At 51.9% G+C, this 19676-nt stretch carries 17 protein-coding genes; 7 read left to right on the top strand and 10 right to left on the bottom strand.

Annotated elements, in window-relative coordinates; genetic code table 11:
* Positions 1–880 (top strand): DUF1524 domain-containing protein (locus tag A7E48_RS07850; protein ID WP_141669419.1); only part of this gene is annotated, 880 nt, incomplete at its 5' end.
* A gap of 146 nt (positions 881–1026) precedes the next feature.
* On the opposite strand, the gene A7E48_RS07845 is transcribed toward A7E48_RS07850, so the two are convergent.
* Together A7E48_RS07845 and A7E48_RS07840 are read right to left on the bottom strand one after the other, a co-directional pair.
* Complete coding sequence (locus tag A7E48_RS07845) at positions 1027–1668, bottom strand: hypothetical protein (protein ID WP_068171822.1); 642 nt, start codon at positions 1666–1668, stop codon at positions 1027–1029.
* Positions 1669–1929: 261 nt separating this feature from the next.
* Positions 1930–2421: a MarR family winged helix-turn-helix transcriptional regulator gene (locus tag A7E48_RS07840; protein WP_068171820.1), complete on the bottom strand. Its 492-nt coding sequence runs from the start codon at positions 2419–2421 to the stop codon at positions 1930–1932.
* A gap of 48 nt (positions 2422–2469) precedes the next feature.
* Between A7E48_RS07840 and A7E48_RS07835 the strand changes: the two genes are divergently transcribed.
* Together A7E48_RS07835 and A7E48_RS07830 are read left to right on the top strand one after the other, a co-directional pair.
* The gene (locus A7E48_RS07835; protein ID WP_068171818.1) at positions 2470–3333 is read left to right on the top strand and encodes a DMT family transporter; all 864 of its coding nucleotides are present in this window, start codon (positions 2470–2472) and stop codon (positions 3331–3333) included.
* Between the two features lie 66 nt (positions 3334–3399).
* Positions 3400–4011: a bifunctional 2-polyprenyl-6-hydroxyphenol methylase/3-demethylubiquinol 3-O-methyltransferase UbiG gene (locus A7E48_RS07830; protein ID WP_068171816.1), complete on the top strand. Its 612-nt coding sequence runs from the start codon at positions 3400–3402 to the stop codon at positions 4009–4011.
* Between the two features lie 158 nt (positions 4012–4169).
* Here A7E48_RS07830 and A7E48_RS10845 read toward each other — a convergent pair whose 3' ends face one another.
* A complete protein-coding gene (locus tag A7E48_RS10845; RefSeq protein WP_083147293.1) occupies positions 4170–4439 on the bottom strand; it encodes a type II toxin-antitoxin system RelE/ParE family toxin in 270 nt (89 codons plus the stop codon).
* Positions 4436–4681 (bottom strand): hypothetical protein, encoded by a 246-nt coding sequence (locus A7E48_RS07825; protein ID WP_068171814.1) that lies wholly within the window; start codon positions 4679–4681, stop codon positions 4436–4438. Before A7E48_RS07825 ends, A7E48_RS10845 begins: the two co-directional genes overlap by 4 nt.
* Positions 4682–5106: 425 nt before the next feature.
* Here A7E48_RS07825 and A7E48_RS07820 point away from each other — a divergent pair, with 425 nt between their 5' ends.
* The 3 genes from A7E48_RS07820 to A7E48_RS11605 all read left to right on the top strand — a co-directional run bounded on the left by A7E48_RS07820 (position 5107) and on the right by A7E48_RS11605 (position 7489).
* A complete protein-coding gene (locus A7E48_RS07820) occupies positions 5107–5940 on the top strand; it encodes a transposase family protein (protein WP_068171811.1) in 834 nt (277 codons plus the stop codon).
* Positions 5941–6204: 264 nt separating this feature from the next.
* The gene (locus A7E48_RS11005; RefSeq protein ID WP_141669417.1) at positions 6205–6822 is read left to right on the top strand and encodes a hypothetical protein; all 618 of its coding nucleotides are present in this window, start codon (positions 6205–6207) and stop codon (positions 6820–6822) included.
* Between the two features lie 394 nt (positions 6823–7216).
* Positions 7217–7489 carry a S24 family peptidase gene (locus A7E48_RS11605; RefSeq protein WP_083147292.1) on the top strand — a complete coding sequence of 91 codons (273 nt, stop codon included), beginning with the start codon at positions 7217–7219 and terminating at the stop codon, positions 7487–7489.
* A gap of 792 nt (positions 7490–8281) precedes the next feature.
* Here A7E48_RS11605 and A7E48_RS07815 read toward each other — a convergent pair.
* Positions 8282–11731: a pyruvate carboxylase gene (locus A7E48_RS07815; protein ID WP_068171808.1), complete on the bottom strand. Its 3450-nt coding sequence runs from the start codon at positions 11729–11731 to the stop codon at positions 8282–8284.
* Between the two features lie 318 nt (positions 11732–12049).
* Between A7E48_RS07815 and A7E48_RS07810 the strand changes: the two genes are divergently transcribed.
* Positions 12050–13117 (top strand): ParA family protein, encoded by a 1068-nt coding sequence (locus A7E48_RS07810; RefSeq protein ID WP_369796770.1) that lies wholly within the window; start codon positions 12050–12052, stop codon positions 13115–13117.
* 64 nt (positions 13118–13181) lie between these two features.
* On the opposite strand, the gene A7E48_RS07805 is transcribed toward A7E48_RS07810, so the two are convergent.
* The 5 genes from A7E48_RS07805 to A7E48_RS07785 all read right to left on the bottom strand — a co-directional run bounded on the left by A7E48_RS07805 (position 13182) and on the right by A7E48_RS07785 (position 19610).
* On the bottom strand, positions 13182–13775 hold the full coding sequence (locus A7E48_RS07805; RefSeq protein WP_068171841.1) for a MerR family transcriptional regulator: 594 nt from the start codon (positions 13773–13775) through the stop codon (positions 13182–13184).
* A gap of 277 nt (positions 13776–14052) precedes the next feature.
* A complete protein-coding gene (locus A7E48_RS07800) occupies positions 14053–14838 on the bottom strand; it encodes a MerR family transcriptional regulator (RefSeq protein ID WP_083147291.1) in 786 nt (261 codons plus the stop codon).
* Positions 14838–15290, bottom strand: a complete 453-nt coding sequence (locus A7E48_RS07795) for an FHA domain-containing protein (protein ID WP_068171803.1) — start codon at positions 15288–15290, stop codon at positions 14838–14840. The genes A7E48_RS07800 and A7E48_RS07795 overlap by 1 nt, the downstream gene beginning before the upstream one ends.
* A 214-nt stretch (positions 15291–15504) precedes the next feature.
* Entirely contained in the window at positions 15505–15891 is a 387-nt protein-coding gene (gene gcvH, locus A7E48_RS07790; protein WP_068171799.1) for a glycine cleavage system protein GcvH, read from the bottom strand.
* A 236-nt stretch (positions 15892–16127) separates the two neighbouring features.
* The gene (locus tag A7E48_RS07785; RefSeq protein WP_068171796.1) at positions 16128–19610 is read right to left on the bottom strand and encodes a bifunctional proline dehydrogenase/L-glutamate gamma-semialdehyde dehydrogenase; all 3483 of its coding nucleotides are present in this window, start codon (positions 19608–19610) and stop codon (positions 16128–16130) included.
* Positions 19611–19676 lie beyond the last annotated feature (66 nt).

Here is a 19676-nt window from a genome sequence, read left to right as displayed (position 1 = left end):
ACCACTGTCCCAGGAGAAAAACACAGCCACGGTGCCAGGAGCAGACACCACACAATCCTCCGATGCCCAGACAGCCCTGGACACCTTAGAAACCCTCGAAGTCAAAGGGCGAGCACCGAAGACAGGTTACTCACGCGAACAATTCGGCCAAGCCTGGGCTGATATAGACCACAACGGCTGCGATACCCGCAACGACATCCTCCGCAGAGACCTCACCAGCATCACCGTCAAACCTGGAACCCACGGCTGCAAGGTCATGACTGGAGTACCCGATGACCCGTACACCGCAACCACCATCGACTTTCAGCAAGGAAAAAACACCTCCAGCACCATCCAAATTGACCACGTGGTCGCTTTATCAGATGCATGGCAAACCGGCGCACAAGATCTCTCAGCGACCGACCGGGAACAGCTCGCTAATGATCCAGTGAACCTGCTGGCAGTTGATGGTCCTGCTAATCAGCAAAAGAGCGATGGGGATGCTGCCACGTGGCTCCCGTCTAATAAGGATTACCGGTGCACCTATGTCAGCAAACAGATTGACGTGAAAGCTAAGTATCGCCTGTGGGTCAAGCAAGCTGAAAAGGACGCGATGATTCAGGTTCTCGGTAACTGCGGCGCGACTCTACCTGAAAAAACTCAGGATCCTGCCCCAGTAGTGGAAGAACCTACCCAGGCTCCGGTGCAACAGGCTACTGCTCCGGCGTATGTTGCCCCTCCCGTTGAACAGGCACCAGCCCAGCAGGTCCCGGTTCAGCAAGCACCTGCTACTCCAGTATTTGCGAATAACGCAGGGTATTACGATATCCCCGCAACCTCACCGGCTTATCGCCCAAAATTAGACGGTAACCATGACGGTGTAGCGTGCGAGAGTAAATAAGCAAAAGCGGCCCTCTCCCTAAATTTCAGGAGAGGGTCGCTTACTATCTTTGGTGAGTATGCCTTCGTAGAACATCTCAAGTACAACGTGACATGTATGTGCGTTATTAACTTCAGCGATACACAAAACAGCTAAGGAACAGCCCACTATCCGTTAGGGGGAATCATCGAGGGATCAGTTTCACCCCAACTACCTTCAGGGGTTACCAAGAAAGTCCCTAGAGTTCCAGACCCTCCACCCTGACGTATAGAGTTTGACCGAGCTACTACTACATACTGCTCAGGCATTCCCTGACTATCTCGAAGAACTTGGGTGACAGCGGCTGTAATATCTGGATGGTTTTGGAATTTTTGTTCCAAAAGATATTCAGCAGCTTCTTGCTCATTATGAACCACGATGGGGTAGGTGGGTATGGGAGGGCAAGTTTCAATCGTTTCTACCCCTGGACCACCTTGAGGATTACACCAAGAAGGATTAGCTACTGGCTCAGTAGGTTGCACTGAAGGCTCAGCGGTCTGCGCTGGTGTTACAGAAGGCTGCGATTCACCTTGAGGGGAGTTTTCCGGAATTGGAGAGGGCACAGTAGCAGATGGACTCGCGGTTGAAGACGGTGAAGGTGTTGCCTGTGATGATGCGGATTGCGTAGGTGAGGCAGTAGCAGAAGCCGATACTGCACTGTTCGTCGGTTGAGTATCTTGCAAGTCCGTTTTTTCTTGATTACTACTACCGCATCCGGTGAACAGGGCAAGAAGAGCAACTGCGGAGACAGCTTTCAGTGCATGTTTCATAAGATTTCCTGAGGGGTAAATAACTATTTTGATACTCTTCGAACTTACCTTCCATCAGAGACATGACTAAAGGCAATACAGTGATATTTCTGGAAATGACACCCAAGCCTCTGGCGGGGGCAGTTCTTTCACGAACTATGACATGCACCTTCCTTCTTTGCCTTTCGCCAGGGAACGAGGCACTTTGATGTGATTTCATATCAAAACCTTCTCCCTGCGTACTTGCCGTCTTTTCCACTTCCGTCCAGCACGATTTGAACCTTACTCATCCTCAAAAGTAACCAGCCACAGCCTCAAAATACGCTCCAACTCACCCTGATCCCGCGCACCTAAGGACTCCACCAGTCTGCGCTCATTCTCCAAATGCGCCCAAAAAGCATCCTCAATCAGCTCTATCCCAGCAGGTGTTAGCCGCACCAATTTAGAACGCCCATCCCCACCCCTATGAGGCACCCGCTCAATCAACCCTGTTTTCTCCAATTTATCCAGGCGCTTACTGGTGCCACCGGTGGTGACCATCGTGGTTTTGGCTATATCTGCTGGACGAATCTCATAGGGCTTCCCCTCGCGGCGGATAGCGCAGAGGATATCGAACTCACCTTCACTGAGCCCATACTCGGCATAGACAGCAGTAACTTCAGCGGTGAGATGATTGGCCAAACGATGCAGCCGGGCAATGATGCTTTGCGCTGACAAGTCAACATCGGGGAGCTCTTTGGCCCATTGGGCTTGTATTTTATCGACGTGATCCATAGGGTCTTTCTTTGACAGATAGCTTCCTAGGAAGTAATTTTAACTTCCATGGAAGCTAATTCTTGGCGGATACCACTCACAACAGCAATCGCCCCCATCATATGGGGCTCAACCTACTACCTCACCCGCAACTTCCTCCCACCAGAATACCCACTCACAGCAGCAACCATCCGAGCCCTCCCCGCAGGCCTCATCCTCCTAGCCATCACCAGAAAACTCCCCCACGGCATATGGTGGATTAGAACACTTATCATCAGCACTCTCACCATCTCAGGCTTCTTCATCCTGGTCTACATCTCCGGAAGCAAACTACCCAGCAGCATCGCCTCCATGATCATGGCACTGTCCCCCATAGCCACCATAACCATGGCCCACCTACTCCTGAACGAAAAAATAACACCCCGAACCCTCAGCGGAGGATTCCTCGGACTACTCGGCGTATTCACCCTGCTAGGTGGAACAACAGGGCACCTAGATCCCACCGGTCTTCTTGCCGCTGGTGCCGGCATGATCTCCTCCGCCTTAGGATTCGTCCTCACTCGTCGATGGAAACCACCGGTGAACGCCACCACTTTCACCGCATGGCAACTCACCCTCGGCGGGATGATCACCACGCCCATCGCATTACTGGCAGAGGGAATAATGCCTGCCCCATCCATGAGTACTACGGCGGCTTTTGCTTATATCGTCTTCTTCGCCAGTATTCTCGCTTATATCTGCTGGTTTACCGGAGTCACACGACTACCTGCCAGCACTGTCAGCATTATCGGGTTATTGAATCCGTTGACTGGGCTTGTTTTAGGCACGGTATTAGCCGGTGAGGTGCTCTCGTTTGTGCAGGTTCTGGGGTGTTTAGCAATTCTTGGAGGTATCTACGCGGGAGTGAGAACACCCTCCCCACAAAAGTCCTAGCACCTTACCTAGCGTTTTACACTATGAAAGACCCACAAACCCGAGGGATGAAATAGAGTGACTTCTATGCACCACCGAACCACCCCTCTAGAAAGAACCACCGAAGCTTACAACCAACGAGCCACCGCCTACACAAACGCACTAGGCGACATCAATTCCACCTCACCGATTGACCAGGACAGAATCAAACAGTGGGCCACCAATATTCACGGAAGCATCTGCGACTTGGGATGTGGACCGGGGCACTGGACACAATTTCTCCACGAAACAGGTGCATCTGTAGTGGGGTACGACCCTCGCCATGAATTCGTAGATATTCCCACTAGCAGATTCTCCCATTTGAACTTTCACAGCGGGACAGCACGCGACTTACCTCCGGCACACTTTAATGGAATCCTCACCTGGTACTCGCTTATTCACACTGCCCCAGAGCATCTGGATGAGGAATTATCTTTCATCGCAAAGGCTCTCTCCCCTGACGGGAGCCTGCTGATGGGGTTCTTTACTGGTGATGACATCCTGCCTTTTAATCACGCGATAGCCCAAGGCTGGTTTTATCCCATAGATTTCATACGTACCCGACTACAGGAGGCAGGTTTCACGGTGCAGTCATCTAGCACTCGAAAAGATGAAGGTGCACGTGCGCATGGGGATATTCACGCTGTGCTGACGTCATAGTGGTGCCTCAACTAAGGATTACTCTTCTATGACTTGCTAGTTTGGACCCTACCGTACAAGTCAGATTGAAGGCATCCAGGTGGCGTTCTTCGATGTTCACACCGACACCTCCCCACTGACGGCAGTGAGCTATGGCTAAGTTGTTATTGCCGCTCTTTCTAGCGATAGATAGTAGATCGATGCCCGACCTCTAGAGCCAGCAACACCAATTTCCCCTGATCAATATCTAAAATGACCCGATATGACCCTACGCGATAACGCCACAACCCTGAATAGTTACCAGTCAACGCCTTACAGTGGCTCTGCGGATACTCAGAAACGACTAGCTTTTCCAACTCATCTAATACCCGGTGAGCAACCGGTTTATCTAGCTTCTTTAATTGCTTAAGAACTCTGGGGGTCAGTTCTAAGGACCAAGTACCACTCATAGTCCTAGTTCTGCCCGTGCCTCTGCCAGGTTATACGTCTTGATTTTGCCTGATCGTGCCGCTTCAGCATCAGCTTTGAGAGCAAAGGCGTGCTCCATCTCTGCTAGATGCTCTTCCAAGAGGGTATTGATATAAAAAGATACAGGTCGATTGGTTTGTCGGGAGAGCTCTTCCAGGCGTTCCCGAACGTCATTTGAGGGGCGGAAGGTAAATCCCTTACGGGGTTTTGTTTCTACTGTCATGTAATTATCGTATTACACGTCATTCATTGATTCTAGTGAGTGGGAGGTTCTCATATCGGGCTCCCTTTACCAGCTAGGACGTTCAAAGGTAATACAGATGATTTCATGCAGAGATTTACCCCGAAGGATACTGATACTATTGGCCTATTAAAAGTTCTTTGAACTCAGCAAGCAGATGGTCGCCAGAAATTTATGATGAATGCCAGCGCGTCCAAGATGACCGCCGTTAACATCAACACCACCTAAGTCGGACAATAGAAGTAACTGCTCAAGCTGAGAATCAACCGATATAGCTAACCTGCACCGAGGCTTATTCATAAGGGGTAAAAACCAGGAACCCGCCACCAACTAGACAACGGTCCCACCGAAGGCAAAAATGAGCGTTAAATCATCACAAATAACCTCAACCCAAACCGGAAGAACCGTTGCACAACAAGCGTACAACTGGGCTCACTAGCACACAATTCGCCACACTCGCCACAGCCCTGAACAAGAACCTTATCTGGAATCAACCAGGCACCAGACCTCGCAAAACCAGCCTGACACAAGCCCTGAAAATTACCCTCATCTATCTACGCCACAACATCACCGAAGACCTCTTAGCTGATATCTTTGATCTCTCGCAAGCCACCGTTTCTAGAATCATCAACCGCATCGAAAGTGCCTTATTGAAGCTGACTGAGTTGAAGGTTCCCGAGCTTGAATCACTCAAGAATGTCCCTGGCTCACTCGTAATAGACGGCACGTTAATTCCCATCTGGAACTGGTCTTCACAAGGGCAAATACTGTTTTCAGGTAAGCACAGAAGAACCGGTTTCAATCACCAAGTCATCTGTACCTTAGACGGGAGATTGCTAGCCATTACCGACCCGGTGCCGGGGGCTAGGCATGATGTTTATGCTTTTCGCTTTCACCAGCTAGGGAGGTTCTTGGATGAGTCCACTTTGGCAGATAAGGGGTACATCGGGCTGGGGTTGCTCACACCGACTAAACGAAAAGCGGGTGCAAGGATGAGGGCTAGGGTGAAGGAGAATAATCGGAGGATTAATCGGTTACGTTCGGTGGTTGAATGGACGATTGCGCAGGTGAAGACCTGGCGGGTTTTACATACGGGCTTCCGTCGGCCGCTCGGTGTTTATTTGCGGGTGTTTTCTTCTGGTGCGGGCGCTGATTTTCTTTGCGGCTTTGGACCCCTTATGAATAAGCCTCCATATACTCTAGAAGCTAAAACCTGCCCCTATACCGGCGACGCCTCTTAAGCTACTCGCCGTCACCCATATCTGATGAAATTAGGGAAATGTCTACTCCGGTTAAACTTTAACGCGTGTGAATTCCTAATAGTTCTTAAAAGTAGCTCTGGACGTCTACCCTCCTGTTTTTCAGGTAAAACCCCAGGGAATATCTTTGTACGCATAGCGCCTTCAGAGCTTAATAGTGTCGCCTATCATGCAGGGGCAGCGATTTTGTGGGTACGATGAGATGAAAGAAAACAAGTATACGGAAAAAAACGAAACGAATAGGTCATGACTAATAACCCCCAAATCAGTCGACGAAGCCTCACTCAAGGCGCAGCCTGGGCTGCACCGGTTATCATCGCCTCGGTGACCACACCGGCTTATTCTGCTTCAGCTACGGTTGCGATTGCATCTTCTACTTATTTCGCTTGGGCAGTCGCCTCAGGGCAAACCGTCACCCCTTACTCATGTGCCGGTAAGGTGCAGGTTCAAATCAGCCAGCTAAGCACTCAAAACTCCTACCTGACTGTTAACAATCTTAAAAGCACATCTAAAGTAACCAATCTTAAAGGCTCCTACTGGTTACCAGTGCAGTCTGGAACCACGTTCACCCGAGTCGCTAACACTTCCACGTGTTGGAGTGTTCCAGTAGCTAGCGGTAAAACCACGACCTATAACGGGGTGGTTTTCCGTGAATACACTTCAACTTATACGTGTCCTATTACGGTTTCGGGTACGTCGTGGACTCAGCCTACGAGTTCGAATTTTAAGTTTGTCTCCTCCTGTCAAACAGGGACAACGTTGCCCTCGCGGATTTATCATTATGAGCAGTCAGCGACTGTGACTTCTGCCTCTGGTGCAGTTGCTACTGCGACGAAGAGTAATGGGTGGAGTAATACTTTTTAGGAAGGATGATGTGGCAGACGATATGGCTCTGCCATGGGTCGTTGTGAGTGTGAGGAATTGTGGGAGAGTTGAGCAGTTCTGTTCCTCTCCCGCCTTTCGTTAAAGAGTGATAAGAGGTCCGGCGGGTAGGGGTGATGTCTCTTAGCTCTTATCGTCGCTACCCGTACGTGGTGAGCAGGATTCACACATGCTACTAGTGGACTCACCAATTCCTCATGATGAGTCCTTATCTTGTCAGAACTCTGTTCTATACAGGGGTATGGTTTTCTCAGTTTCCTTCCCCTGCTCAGGATTATCAGCATACCCAGATAGATCTGAATAAAATACTGGTCAAAGACCCTGCCAATACCTGCTTCTTACATATATATATGGGAACTCGCTGGAGGGCTAGGGTATTTATGACCAGGATGAGATCGTCGTTGACCGCTTTATCACACCGGAGACGGGGAAAATCGTCGTCGCTTCTTTGGATGGTGAGTTCACTGTTAAACGGACAGATGTTGATCGGCGCAGCAGCGGTTGGTTGCTACCGGAAAACTCCAAGTACCCTGTTATCCCTGTTGAACCCGAGACGGGTTACTCCATCTTCGGCGTCGTGAGTTATTGTCACCATCAACGGGGAGTCGAAGGAAGGGTTTGGTCAACAACTTATTGCAGGACTGCTTGATTATGGAGAAGAATAGGTATCATCGCCAACGGGTTATGGTTTCCTAAGCCAGAGGAGTCAGAGATTTTTTCAAATACAGATACAGGCTGGGCTCTTATTTTGCTGGGTTTATTTGCCATATTCGTAGGCTCTGTTCTATTGACCTATCAGCATGTGAACTGGAAAAGCGTTAAGATAACTCCCCCAGAAAACCGTCCTCATATAGAGCTCTTAGTACTCTCACTTTTCAACATTAGATGGGGTACCTCTAAGCATCGAGCTCTCTTACTTGCACCCATCGTTGCTGCAATAGCAGGGGGAGTATATTTCCTCGTCGATGGTTTGAATGGTTAATAAATAATCAGGCCTCGATTACATAATGAGTCTGTTATTTAGCTTGATGATGCAGCATCCAGCCAGCTACTAAAACCTGAACTTATCCCAGCGACGTCCTGTAATTTGAGTACACAAAAAGCGTTGATTGCCCAACGGAATTGGTGAGCATTCAACGCTTTTCGTGTATTCAAGCCGGAGCATCCCTAACTGCCCGCTTGAGCAGAAAGCATTTGTACCAGATAGCCCACACTGTACTGGGAAAATTTCTGGTACCTCGTGCAATATCTGGTACTTAGTCTGCTATCTGGTACAAACTGCTTATTTCATAGGATGGGAATGCCGAACAAGCACAGCAGTAAGGTGAACTGGCTGGGTCTGGCATGAATCGCCTTTGCGAGCGCCAGCGAGCCAGGCGAGAAGGTTAGTTCACCGTTGCTGTGCTTGTTCGGCATCAAAAGAACCTTATGAATAAGCTCCCTAGTCCGTCTTCAGCACCAGCAGCAGATCTCCGCCCTGTACCTGAGCGACGTCGTCAAACACCACGCGTTCAACGGTGCCGCCAATCGGCGAGGTGATTGAGGCTTCCATCTTCATCGCTTCGATGGTTGCTACCTGGTCACCAGCAGAAATCTTATCGCCGACCTTAGCGGTAACGGTCACGCCTCCTGCAAATGGAGCTGAGATATGACCCTTATTTGAAGGATCTGCTTTTTCTGCTTCCTTCACATTTGATTCAACCGAGTTATCGCGAACTTCCACGGTGCGTGACTGCCCGTTCAGGGTGCAAATCACGTGACGAATACCCTTAGAGTCAGGCTCGGAAATCGCCTGCAGGGTGGCAATCAAACGCACACCCCTACCGAGGGAAATCACGTGTTCACGGTTTTCCATCATGCCGTAGAGGAAGTCGCGGGTGTGCAGAATCGAGACATCGCCGAATTCTTCACGAACCGACTCAAACTCGCGGGTTGGTGCGGGGAACAACAAGCGGTTTAAGGTTGCGCGGCGGGTTTCAGAATCGCCCAGGAGAGCCTGGCGGTCTTCATCAAAGAGCTCATTCACACCCGGCTTGGACAGCTTACGGCCCTCCAGCGCCTTTGTGCGGAAAGGCTCAGGCCAGCCGGCGGGCGGAGTTCCCAGCTCGCCGTTGAGGAAGCCAATCACCGAGTCGGGAATATCGAAGCTCTGCGGATTCTTCTCAAATTCTTCAGGGTCAACTCCCATGCCCACTAGTTGCAGAGCGAGGTCGCCTACTACCTTGGACGACGGCGTCACCTTCACAATATGGCCGAGCATGCGGTCAGCGGCGGCGTACATATCCTCAATCGCCTCAAAGCGATCCGCCAAGCCCAAAGCGGTTGCCTGCGCACGCAGGTTGGATAGCTGTCCGCCGGGAATCTCGTGGTTGTACACGCGACCTGTCGGCGAGGTCAGGCCGTTCTCGAACGGCTTGTAAATCTTACGCACTGCTTCCCAATAGGGTTCGAGCGAAAGAACCGCATCCAAATCAATCTCAGGCTCACGAGCGTTGCCATCCATAGCAGCAACGAATGCGGAGAACGAAGGCTGCGAGGTAGTACCTGCCATGGTTGCAGTGGCGACGTCGACGGCGTCCACTCCCGCTTCAACAGCGGCAAGCAGCGTTCCTACCTGTCCCCCGGCAGTATCGTGGGTGTGCAGGTGAACCGGCAAGTCGAAACGGTCGCGCAGAGCAGTCACCAGCTGGCGAGCTGCTTCGGGGCGCAAAAGTCCCGCCATGTCCTTGATAGCCAGAATGTGTGCACCGGCGTCCACAATTTGCTGAGCCAAATCGAGGTAGTAATCGAGGGTGTAGACCTTCTCGTTGGGGTCAAGCAGATTACCCGAGTAGCACAAAGCCACTTCGGCAACGGCAGTGCCTGTCTTACGAACAGCCTCAATAGCCGGAGTCATCTGTGAAACGTCGTTGAGCGCATCGAAGATACGGAAAATATCGACGCCCGTTTCGGCAGCTTCTTTCACGAACGCGTCGGTTACCTCAACCGGGTAGGGAGTATAACCCACCGTATTGCGACCGCGCAGAAGCATCTGAATCGGAATGTTAGGCATAGCCTCGCGTAGATAGCGCAGGCGTTCCCAAGGGTCTTCGGAGAGGAAGCGCAGAGCCACATCATAGGTTGCACCGCCCCATGCCTCAATCGAGAAGATATTGGGGGTTACGTGAGCCACTGCAGGAGCTGCCGCCAGCAAATCACGAGTACGGACGCGCGTTGCAAGAAGCGATTGGTGAGCATCGCGGAACGTCGTATCGGTGACTGCCACAGGCTTGTATTCGCGCAAAGCCTTGGCGAATCCCTCGGGACCCAGCTCCTGTAGCTTCTTGCGCCAACCGGCAGGAGGCTCATGGTTAGATGAATCGAAGGGGGTGCGGAAGGGTTCTTCTACCTTATCCCCAGGGTAACGAGGGAGCTTTTGACGGGGGTCAGGTCCTTCAATCCGAGGACCGTTCGGCTGATTCACCGTTACGTTAGCAAGGTACTGTAGTGCCTTTGTGCCTTTATCCCCCAGCGGCTTTTTGTTGACCAGCTCAGGGTGTTCGTCAATGAACGGCGTGGAAACATCGCCCGAACGGAATGTGGGGTCTTCCAACACAGCCTGCAGGAACGGAATATTAGTTGCGACGCCGCGTATACGGAATTCCGCCAACGCCCGCTGGGCACGCTGCACCGCTGCGGGGAAGGTACGACCGCGGCAGGTAAGCTTCACCAGCATGGAGTCAAAGTGCGGGGAAATCTGAGCACCGGTGTAGACGGTGCCACCGTCCAAACGAATGCCAGAGCCACCGGCGGAGCGGTAGTAGGTTACCTTGCCGACGTCGGGGCGGAAGCCGTTGGCAGGATCTTCGGTGGTAATACGACATTGAAGAGCGGCACCGCGCACATGGAGTTCGTCTTGGCGGATGCCCAAATCTTCGAGGGTTTCGCCTGCCGCAATGCGCATCTGCGACTGCACAATATCGACGTCGGTGACTTCTTCGGTGACGGTATGTTCCACCTGCACGCGCGGGTTCATCTCAATAAAGACGTGCTGACCAGCGCGTTCACCGGCGGTATCAACCAAGAATTCCACGGTGCCGGCGTTCTGGTAACCCAGTTCTTTGGCGAATTTAACCGCATCGCGGAAGAGCGCCTGACGGATTTCTTCGTCAAGGTTCGGCGCTGGTGCAATTTCCACAACTTTCTGGTGGCGGCGCTGCAGCGAACAATCGCGTTCAAAGAGGTGCACGATGTTGCCTTCGTTATCCGCCAGAATCTGCACCTCAATATGGCGAGGGCGCAGTACAGCTTGTTCCAAGAAGACGGTAGCGTCGCCAAAAGCTGTGTCTGCCTCACGCATGGCAGCAGCCAGTGCATCGGGCAAAGCCTCACGGGTCTCCACACGGCGCATACCGCGACCGCCACCACCGGCAACAGCCTTAACGAAGACGGGGAAACCGATCTTGTCTGCCTCAGCGATCAGGTAGTCAGTGTCGGTGGAAGGTTCCGAAGAATTCAACACAGGAATTCCGGCTCGGCGCGCGGCTTTGAGCGCTTCCACCTTATTGCCTGCTAGTTCTAGCACTTCGGGAGCTGGACCGATGAAGGTGATGTTGTTTTCAGCCGCTGCACGGGCTAAATCGGGGTTTTCCGAAAGAAATCCATATCCGGGATAAATGGCATCTGCACCGGCTTCTTTGGCAATGCGGATAATCTCATCAATATCCAGGTAGGCGCGAACGGGGTGCCCTTCTTCGCCGATTGGGTAAGCTTCGTCCGCCTGCTGGCGGTGAATCGAATGGCGGTCTTCGTAAGGGAAGACGCCGACAGTCTTTGCGCCTAATTCATAGGCAGCTCGGTAAGCACGAACGGCAATTTCACCGCGGTTTGCTACAAGAACTTTTTCAAACATAGAAATGTGTTCCTCTCAGTCTCAGAAAGTTGGTAGAGACAAGACACACGCCAGTGTGCCGCATTACTAATACCGTAAACCATCAGTACTTGTATCTACGTATTGGTCAACTCAATAGTTCATAAAGTGGAAATATTTATCTTCAATCAGCTTTTGATTTGAATAGTTCCGGAAAAATCTGGAGAAATTATCACTGAATTGGGGACTAAGGTTGCCTAAGAGTTACGACGAGATTCGATAGCATTACTTAAAGCTTTTTCGGTTTACGTCGAGCATTCGCACACGATTTATTGGGGGACCAATTTCATGCCTCTTTTGGTGAGTATCAGCAGCCTCAAAGGGGGCGTAGGCAAAACATCGGTCACTCTAGGACTAGCTTCAGCAGCCCTTGCCGCAGACATGCGTGTTCTAGTGGTCGATATGGACCCCCACGGTGACGCCAGCACCGGCCTGGCTGTCGAAGACGGCGGAACCGACGTCGGCACCATGCTTTCCCGTCCCAAGAAATTTACTCTCTCTGAAGAAATAGTCCCCTCCGGATGGAATGCTCTAGCAGAAAAAGCAGTCATGGAACGCCAGCTTCAAAATGAGGCGGAAGACTTCGCTGAGGATGACGAAGAGCCAGATACCGAAGACCCGGCAGAGGATGCGGTAGATACTGCAGAGGGATCAGCGATTGATGCTGACTCCCGCACTGAAGAAGACGGGGAGTCTAACTACGACGAGCTGGATGAAGGCTACGAGTACGTTACCGAAGACACTTCCGCTGTAGAGGTGGAATACGAAGACGAAACCGCGAATCCCGACCTAGACACCGATAGCGTTGATGAACACCAAGAACTCACCAATCCTGCTGGATCCCGCTGTGGCTCAGTAGATGTGGTGCGCGGTTCAGCGGCAACCACAGGGCTCGAATCACTGACTTTGAAGAAAGCTCTCCCCCGTCTCCGTCAGCTTCTCGATGGTGAAGTAGAAGACTACGACCTCGTGCTCATTGACTGCCCGCCCACTCTTGGCAGGCTCACCTCTATGGCATGGGCAGCATCTGACCGCGTGATTTCTATTGCAGAGCCATCGCTGTTCTCCGTTGCAGGTACAGAGCGAACCCTTCGCGCCATTGCCCGGTTCGAACAAAATTCTGAGTATTCGGTGGGTGCGGCATCCGTCGTCATCAATAAGGTGCAGGATAACAACCCCGAGCATAACTACCGCATTGAAGAAATGACTACCCTCTTTGGCGAGCTGGTAGCTATCCCCTCACTCCCCGAGTTCGAGTCTTTCCAGCGTATTCAGGGTTCTGCCTACCCCGTACATTTCTGGCCTGAGCCCGCAGCGCAAGACTTTGCTCAGAAGCTGACTGACCTTCTCGAAGGCTTGCTGAACTAAACAGGCTCACAAAAATGACCCCGAGGAATCGGGGTCATTTTTTCATTGTCAAGTTTCTCAATTTTTAAGAGCCATATGCTGCTTTTTGAACGCGACGAGCGTGCAGCTCATCTTGTATTTCAGTTTCATCCAAGCTCTGGGTACTCTCGCCCGGCAGCTTTGCCAAGTTAGTCTCTAGTTCGCGCCAGACGCGGCCGATAGCGATACCAAATACACCCTGACCAGCCTGCACCAAATCAATGACTTCATTGGGTGAGGTGCATTCGTAGACTGATATGCCATCGCTCATCAAGGTAATACCCGAAAGATCTTCTACCCCGCGAGTGCGCAGATGCTCCACCGAGGTGCGGATTTGCTGCAAAGACACGCCGGTATCGAGTAAGCGCTTCACAATTTTCAACACGAGAACGTCGCGGAAAGAATAAAGACGCTGAGAACCCGAACCCGATGCAGAACGCACCGTGGGAGTAACCAGCTTGGTACGAGCCCAATAATCAAGCTGACGGTAAGTAATACCGGCAGCCTTGCATGCGGTGGGACCTCGATAACCAAGATTTTCATCCACCAAAGACAGCGAATCGGTAAAGAGGACGCCCTGCTCTCCCTGAGGAGGTTCGGTAGGCATCACGGCATCAAAACCCAAAAGAGGCTGATCCATCGGCACTGCGGCGAAACCGGTAGCGGAGTTCAATGGACGAACCGATGAGGCCGAGCGTGCAGAGCCGGCGTTCTCGTTAGCTACCATGTGGTGATCCTAACCGTAGTGTAAACAGGGACTCTAGCAATAATACCGCCACGGCAACGCAATCCTCGGTTAATCCGGGGTGCACCTGATGGAATATTGCTGTTTTTAAATTCTGAATGCGGCATCTCTGCCGCATTCAGGACTCCTTAGCTTAACACGCGCAGGAGTGGTTTTAAAAGAAATTGCAGGTTTAGAAGCTGGGCATTGACGATGCAACCAGTGCCATGTGAAGCCGCAAGCATAGCTGGGCGATTTCCGACGCGCGGGCTGCCGCTTTCGCCTGGGAATCTTCGTCTTTTCTCGAAGCCAGCGGAGCTACAGCGGTCTCAACCAAACCGACTTCTCGCTCTGCAGCCGCTCTAAACTGGCGCAGATGACGAGGCTGGATACCGTGGGAGGTCAGCTCGGAACAAACACGGGTGACCACGACGTCGTAGTCGTCGTAGACACCGTTATTTTCCCGAATCAGCCCAAAGTTAATCAGTTCCCTCAATAGAGGCATATCTACCTCAGCAGCTGCAGAGAGCTCACGCAAAGTATAGGTGGCACCGCTGTCTTTGATGCTTGCCAGCGGAGAATCAGACAGGGCAGGCTGAGACTCAGCTGATTCCTGAGACGGAGCAGTCTCAGATGGCGACGTAGACGCCGGCTCAGGCCCCACTGCAACTTCATGCAAAGTGTTGGATTCCACCAGCTCTTTGATAACTTTTAGTGGCAGGTACCGATCCCGTTGCAGTAGAAGAATCAGCCGGAGCTGCTCAACGTCTGCAGCAGAATACTTGCGGTAACCGGTATTTGTACGCTGCGGGTGTACCAATCCTCGGTCCTCCAAGAAACGAATCTTGGAAGCGCTAATGCCGGGAAAATCGACATCTAAAGCACTGAGAACTTGCCCAATGGTTTTGTCCTTAGCCGCTTTAATCTGAGATTCCTCAGTCCCCTCTTTTTCTTGCTGAGTTTCTGAGAATTCAGACATTATTTGCCGGTGCCCAAGAAGAACGAGAAGTGGAACTTACCGATGTTAATTTGCGATCCGTTCTGCAGATATGCGTTATCTACACGGTCACCATTCACATAAGTACCGTTCAGAGAATTATTATCAATCAATTCAAAAGTACCGGCGTTGGGCAAGAAAGCTGCGTGCTGGCGAGATACAGTGACGTCGTTCAGGTAAACGTCTGAGTTGGGGCTACGACCAGCTACGATAGGCTTGACGGCGCCGGTCTCATCCGTTTCAATATTCAGCAAGAAACGTGCACCGCGAAGTTCACCGTTCGTACCAATCAGCAAAGCTGACCCCTCGGGAAGAGTCGCAATAGCGGCTAGCTCCTCCTGGGTAGGTGCGTAGGCAGGCTGCCCGCCAAGCTGCGCATTCGCAGCAAGAGCAGTCAGAGCAGATGTTTGGGGGTGAGCCTCGTTATTGGGCATCTATACTTCCTCAATGAAATAACGCACCCTCATAAGGCAAAAAGCCAGGATGCGGCAGGATTTTAGGGATTTTCAATGGTCACGAATCGGTAAACATTGAAGCTCTCGTCCAATCTTAGCCAGTAAGCCTCAATCTTGCATAGAATTATTCAGATTTAAGCAAAAAAATTACCGGCTGCTTCAAAGAGTAGCCGGTAATTACAGATCTACGGGATTAGCCGATTTCAGCTTTGTAACCCTCTGCATCCAAAAGACCTTCAAGTTCTGCCTCATCTGCAGGCTTAACCTCGATGAGCCAGCCCTCGCCATAAGGATCAGAGTTAACCAGTGCTGCGTCGTCTTCCAAGGCCTCGTTAATCTTTACAACCTCACCATTGATGGGTGCAAAAAGATCTGAAACAGACTTAGTGGACTCAACCTCACCGAAGCTTTCGTTAGCTTCGAGGGAGTCGCCAACCTCAGGAAGATCAACATAAACGACGTCGCCCAAGGAATCCTGTGCGTGGTCGGTAATACCGATACGAACGGTACCCTCGTCGGTGAGGCTGGTAACCCATTCGTGTTCAGCAGTGTAAGAAAGATTTGCGGGTACTTCGCTCATAATGGCTTTCCTTTCAAATGCGTGCGGTAGCCCTCTTCATAAGCGGCCGAGCGCACGATGCTATGGAGTGAATCCTGCGTGCAAAGAGGCAAACGCTCAATAGCGATTGCGCTCACATTTAGTATCTCATATTTGCCGGTGCCTCGTGCACTTCACGATTCAAAGTGCACGAGATGTTTAAGGTAAGGAGGTAACCCCCGGCGAGGTTACCTCCTTCATTTACTCAGCTCTTACCCTTAGATAACGCCTTCGGAGAAGCGGTTAGGGTTGCCGAAGCGGTGAGCGGTAATCGAAACAGCCTGTTCCTTGAGGAACGGGAGCATTTCGATCATGCCAGCTTCAGTGACAGGCTGGGTGTAGACGGCAATGTCAGGACGCCCACCGAGGGCTTCGAAGATGCCAACGGCGTCCGAACCTACCAGGCGAATACGAGAACCTTCCAAAGGGCCACCCTCGAATTCGCGCACATCACGCTGAGCTTGTTTACTGAGCCACTGGCGATATTCAGCATCTGATTCCACAGTGATTTTCACACCGTGGTTCTCTAGTGCACCGCTCGCAGCCACGGGAAGCGGCTTTGCAGTGGAGAGGTAAACCGGTGCACCTGCGGCCAAACCAGCTAGCAGAACACGTACAACGGAGTGAGTGCTTGCATCTGAATCTGCACGAACCTGAACTGCCTGGGGCACATAGCGCAAAATATTGCGCTCAACACCGAGCTGGCTGGGGTCATGACCAATACCAAACTCAGAATTCCATGCGAGGGAGTCAGAGGACGCCGAGCGCAGCAAGAACTCAAGCTCGCTCTGATCGACCGAGGAAGGTTCGCGCACCGCACCGATTACTTCGCGAACTGCCACCGAGGTAGGTGAAGCGGTGCTTTGCGATTCCTTGGACTCCCAGTCGGTCAAAGCGGTGAGGTAGTTAGGGCCACCCGCTTTGGTACCGGATCCAACGGTTGACTTCTTCCAACCACCGAAGGGCTGACGCTGCACGATAGCACCGGTAATACCGCGGTTGACGTAGAGATTGCCCGCCTGAACCTTGGAAAGCCACAACTTAAGTTCGCCGGAATCGAGCGAATGCAAACCGGCAGTCAAACCATAGTCAGTTGCATTCTGTAGCTCAATTGCTTCTTCCAAAGTCTTAGCTGTCATGACGCCAAGAATAGGACCAAAGTACTCGGTCAAGTGATACTCAGAGTTAGGTTTGACGCCGGCACGAACACCGGGCGACCACAAACGACCGGATTCATCCAACTTCTTGGGCTCAATAACCCAGTGCTCCCCCTCTCCCAGTTCGGTCAAACCGGAAAGCAACTTGCCTTCAGCAGGTGCAATGACGGGGCCCATCTCAGACTCAATATCCTGGGGGTAAGCCACATGCAAAGACTGCACCGCATCTACCAACTGATGGTGGAAACGCTTGGAGGTAGCAACGCTACCAACCAGAATGACGGTTGAAGCAGCCGAGCACTTCTGACCTGCATGGCCAAATGCCGACTGTACGACGTCTTTGACTGCAAGATCAAGATCCGCATTCGGCGTCACAATAATAGAGTTCTTTCCAGAGGTCTCACCGAACAGGGGCAGATCCTTACGCCATGAACGGAAGGTTTCAGCGGTTTCATAACCACCGGTAAGAATCAAACGGTCCACAGCAGGTGAGGAAATGAGCTTCTTTCCAGCTTCCTTATCAGTCACCTTAATGAGGCGCATCAACTCGCGGGGTACTCCAGCTTCCCAGAGAATCTCTGCGATGAGCGCACCAGTGCGGGCGGTGAGAGTCGCAGGTTTGAAGATAACGCCCGAACCTGCAGCAAGTGCAGCCAGAACACCACCAGTAGGAATAGCGGTGGGGAAGTTCCACGGAGGGATTACCAAGGTGAGATTGACTGGAACCGGCGAAGCGCCGTCCATCTTCTCCTGTCTTTCAGCAAGTAGAGCATAGTAGTTAGCAAAGTCAATTGCCTCGGAAACTTCGGTGTCGCCCTGGTCAAGGGTCTTACCGGCTTCAGCAGCCATTACCTCCAGGAACTTATCTCGATTCAGACCAATCTGAACACCCACATTGCGAAGAACCTCAGCGCGCTCAGCACCTGACTTCTCGCCCCAAGGCTTAGAGGCATTGATAACAGAATCAATCAGTTCATCCACCTGAGCGGCTGAAGAAAGCTCGTTATCTTTAAGTGCCTGAAGACCAATTTCAGTTGTCTTGGAACGTTCAAGAATGTCACGACCCCACACGCGGTTTTGCTCCAGTGAAGAATCGGTATCGGGAGCATTTTCAAACCCAAAACGAGGGCGGAACACAGTCTGAGCGGTTTCTTCCAAACGATTCTGAGTACGCTTAGGGCCGGGAACCTCATCGGTTACAGAATTGAGCGAACGCATGAAGCGAGCCTGCTCGCGCTGGAACAACTCATCGCTCTGGTGCAGATCGAAGACGGCACTCATGAAGTTCTCAGACGAAGCGTTTTCCTCCAGACGGCGTACCAGGTAAGAAATTGCGACGTCGAATTCTTCAGGGCGAACAACCGGGGTGTAGAGCAAAATGTGCCCCACGCGGCGTCGGATAACCTCGCCCAACTGATCAGCCATGCCGATGAGCATTTCGAACTCAACGTCATTTTCCACGCCACGATCTTCTGCCAACAGAAGAGCGAAAGCGATATCAAAGATGTTCTGACCTGCAACGCCCAAGCGAATATTCTTGGTGCGCTCTGGGTGCAAAGCGTAATCGAGTACGCGCTTGTAGTTGGTGTCGGTGAGCTGCTTGGAATCCCATGTAGTCACGTCCCAGCCGTGAACAACAGCTTCAACGATTTCCATCGACAGGTTAGCGCCCTTTACCAGGCGAACTTTCACGCGAGAACCGCCGTTTTCAACACGCTTGGCAGCCCATTCCTGCAAGTGCTGCATAGCCGCCAAGGTATCGGGCAGGTAAGCCTGCAGTACGATACCTGCTTCAAGATCGCGCAGGTGCTCCTGGTCGAGAATCTTGGTGAAAACTGCGATGGTCATGTCGAGGTCTTTGTACTCTTCCATGTCCAAGTTAATGAACTTCTTCTTGGGAGAGTTAGCTGCCAGCTCATAGAGCGGAGTCAGACGGCGGACAGCTTCTTCTACAACCTCATCAAACGCCCAGTGCGAATGGGGGCCAGAAACTGCCGAGACCTTGATGGAAACGTAATCGACGTCGTCGCGGGAGAGCAAACGCTTGGTTTCGCTCAGGCGGCGCTCCGCTTCCTTATCGCCCAGAACTGCCTCACCCAACAGGTTGATATTCAGTTTATTGCCGCCCTCAGTGAGGTGCTTGATAGCGGGGCCCAGCTTTTCATCTCGTGCGTCGATAATGAGGTGGCTGACCATCTCACGCAGCACCTTACGTGCAACGGGAACGGTAGGCCAAGATGCCTTGCCAGCAATCGCGCCACCAGCCTGAACGGCAGCCTTCATGTACCAGGGAAGGAAGGCAGGGGCGAGGGAGGAAATCTTAGAAAGGTTAGTACCGGCGACCGAAGCGTCTTCAGGGCGGACGACGGTGTCCACGAAGCCTACGGTGAAGTCCAGGCCGTTAGGGTCTTTGAGTACGCCAGCCAGCATTTCCGCTGCCTGATCGGAAGGTACGTTCTGCGCTTCTTTAAGCCATTCTTGAACGAGTTTCTGTGCACGCTCAGCAAGCTGCTGGTAGTGATCAGAGGTGAAAGTGTATTCCACGGAATCTCCCAACGATTCTAGGGTGCCGCCCGTAAGCGGCGTTGATGCTCTCTCTATTGGAACACG

The organism is Rothia sp. ND6WE1A (assembly GCF_001683935.1).
Taxonomy (GTDB): Bacteria; Actinomycetota; Actinomycetes; order Actinomycetales; family Micrococcaceae; genus Rothia; species Rothia amarae.
The sequence above is the reverse complement of the archived record's forward strand: the minus strand, read 5'-3'. Positions and strand labels throughout refer to the sequence as shown.

Coding starts and splice junctions, on each gene's coding strand:
- A7E48_RS07845 (WP_068171822.1), bottom strand. CDS start 1,668: ATGAAACATGCACTGAAAGCTGTCTCCGCAGTTGCTCTTCTTGCCCTG.
- A7E48_RS07840 (WP_068171820.1), bottom strand. CDS start 2,421: ATGGATCACGTCGATAAAATACAAGCCCAATGGGCCAAAGAGCTCCCC.
- A7E48_RS07835 (WP_068171818.1), top strand. CDS start 2,470: ATGGAAGCTAATTCTTGGCGGATACCACTCACAACAGCAATCGCCCCC.
- A7E48_RS07830 (WP_068171816.1), top strand. CDS start 3,400: ATGCACCACCGAACCACCCCTCTAGAAAGAACCACCGAAGCTTACAAC.
- A7E48_RS10845 (WP_083147293.1), bottom strand. CDS start 4,439: ATGAGTGGTACTTGGTCCTTAGAACTGACCCCCAGAGTTCTTAAGCAA.
- A7E48_RS07825 (WP_068171814.1), bottom strand. CDS start 4,681: ATGACAGTAGAAACAAAACCCCGTAAGGGATTTACCTTCCGCCCCTCA.
- A7E48_RS11005 (WP_141669417.1), top strand. CDS start 6,205: ATGACTAATAACCCCCAAATCAGTCGACGAAGCCTCACTCAAGGCGCA.
- A7E48_RS07815 (WP_068171808.1), bottom strand. CDS start 11,731: ATGTTTGAAAAAGTTCTTGTAGCAAACCGCGGTGAAATTGCCGTTCGT.
- A7E48_RS07805 (WP_068171841.1), bottom strand. CDS start 13,775: ATGGATCAGCCTCTTTTGGGTTTTGATGCCGTGATGCCTACCGAACCT.
- A7E48_RS07800 (WP_083147291.1), bottom strand. CDS start 14,838: ATGTCTGAATTCTCAGAAACTCAGCAAGAAAAAGAGGGGACTGAGGAA.
- A7E48_RS07795 (WP_068171803.1), bottom strand. CDS start 15,290: ATGCCCAATAACGAGGCTCACCCCCAAACATCTGCTCTGACTGCTCTT.
- gcvH (WP_068171799.1), bottom strand. CDS start 15,891: ATGAGCGAAGTACCCGCAAATCTTTCTTACACTGCTGAACACGAATGG.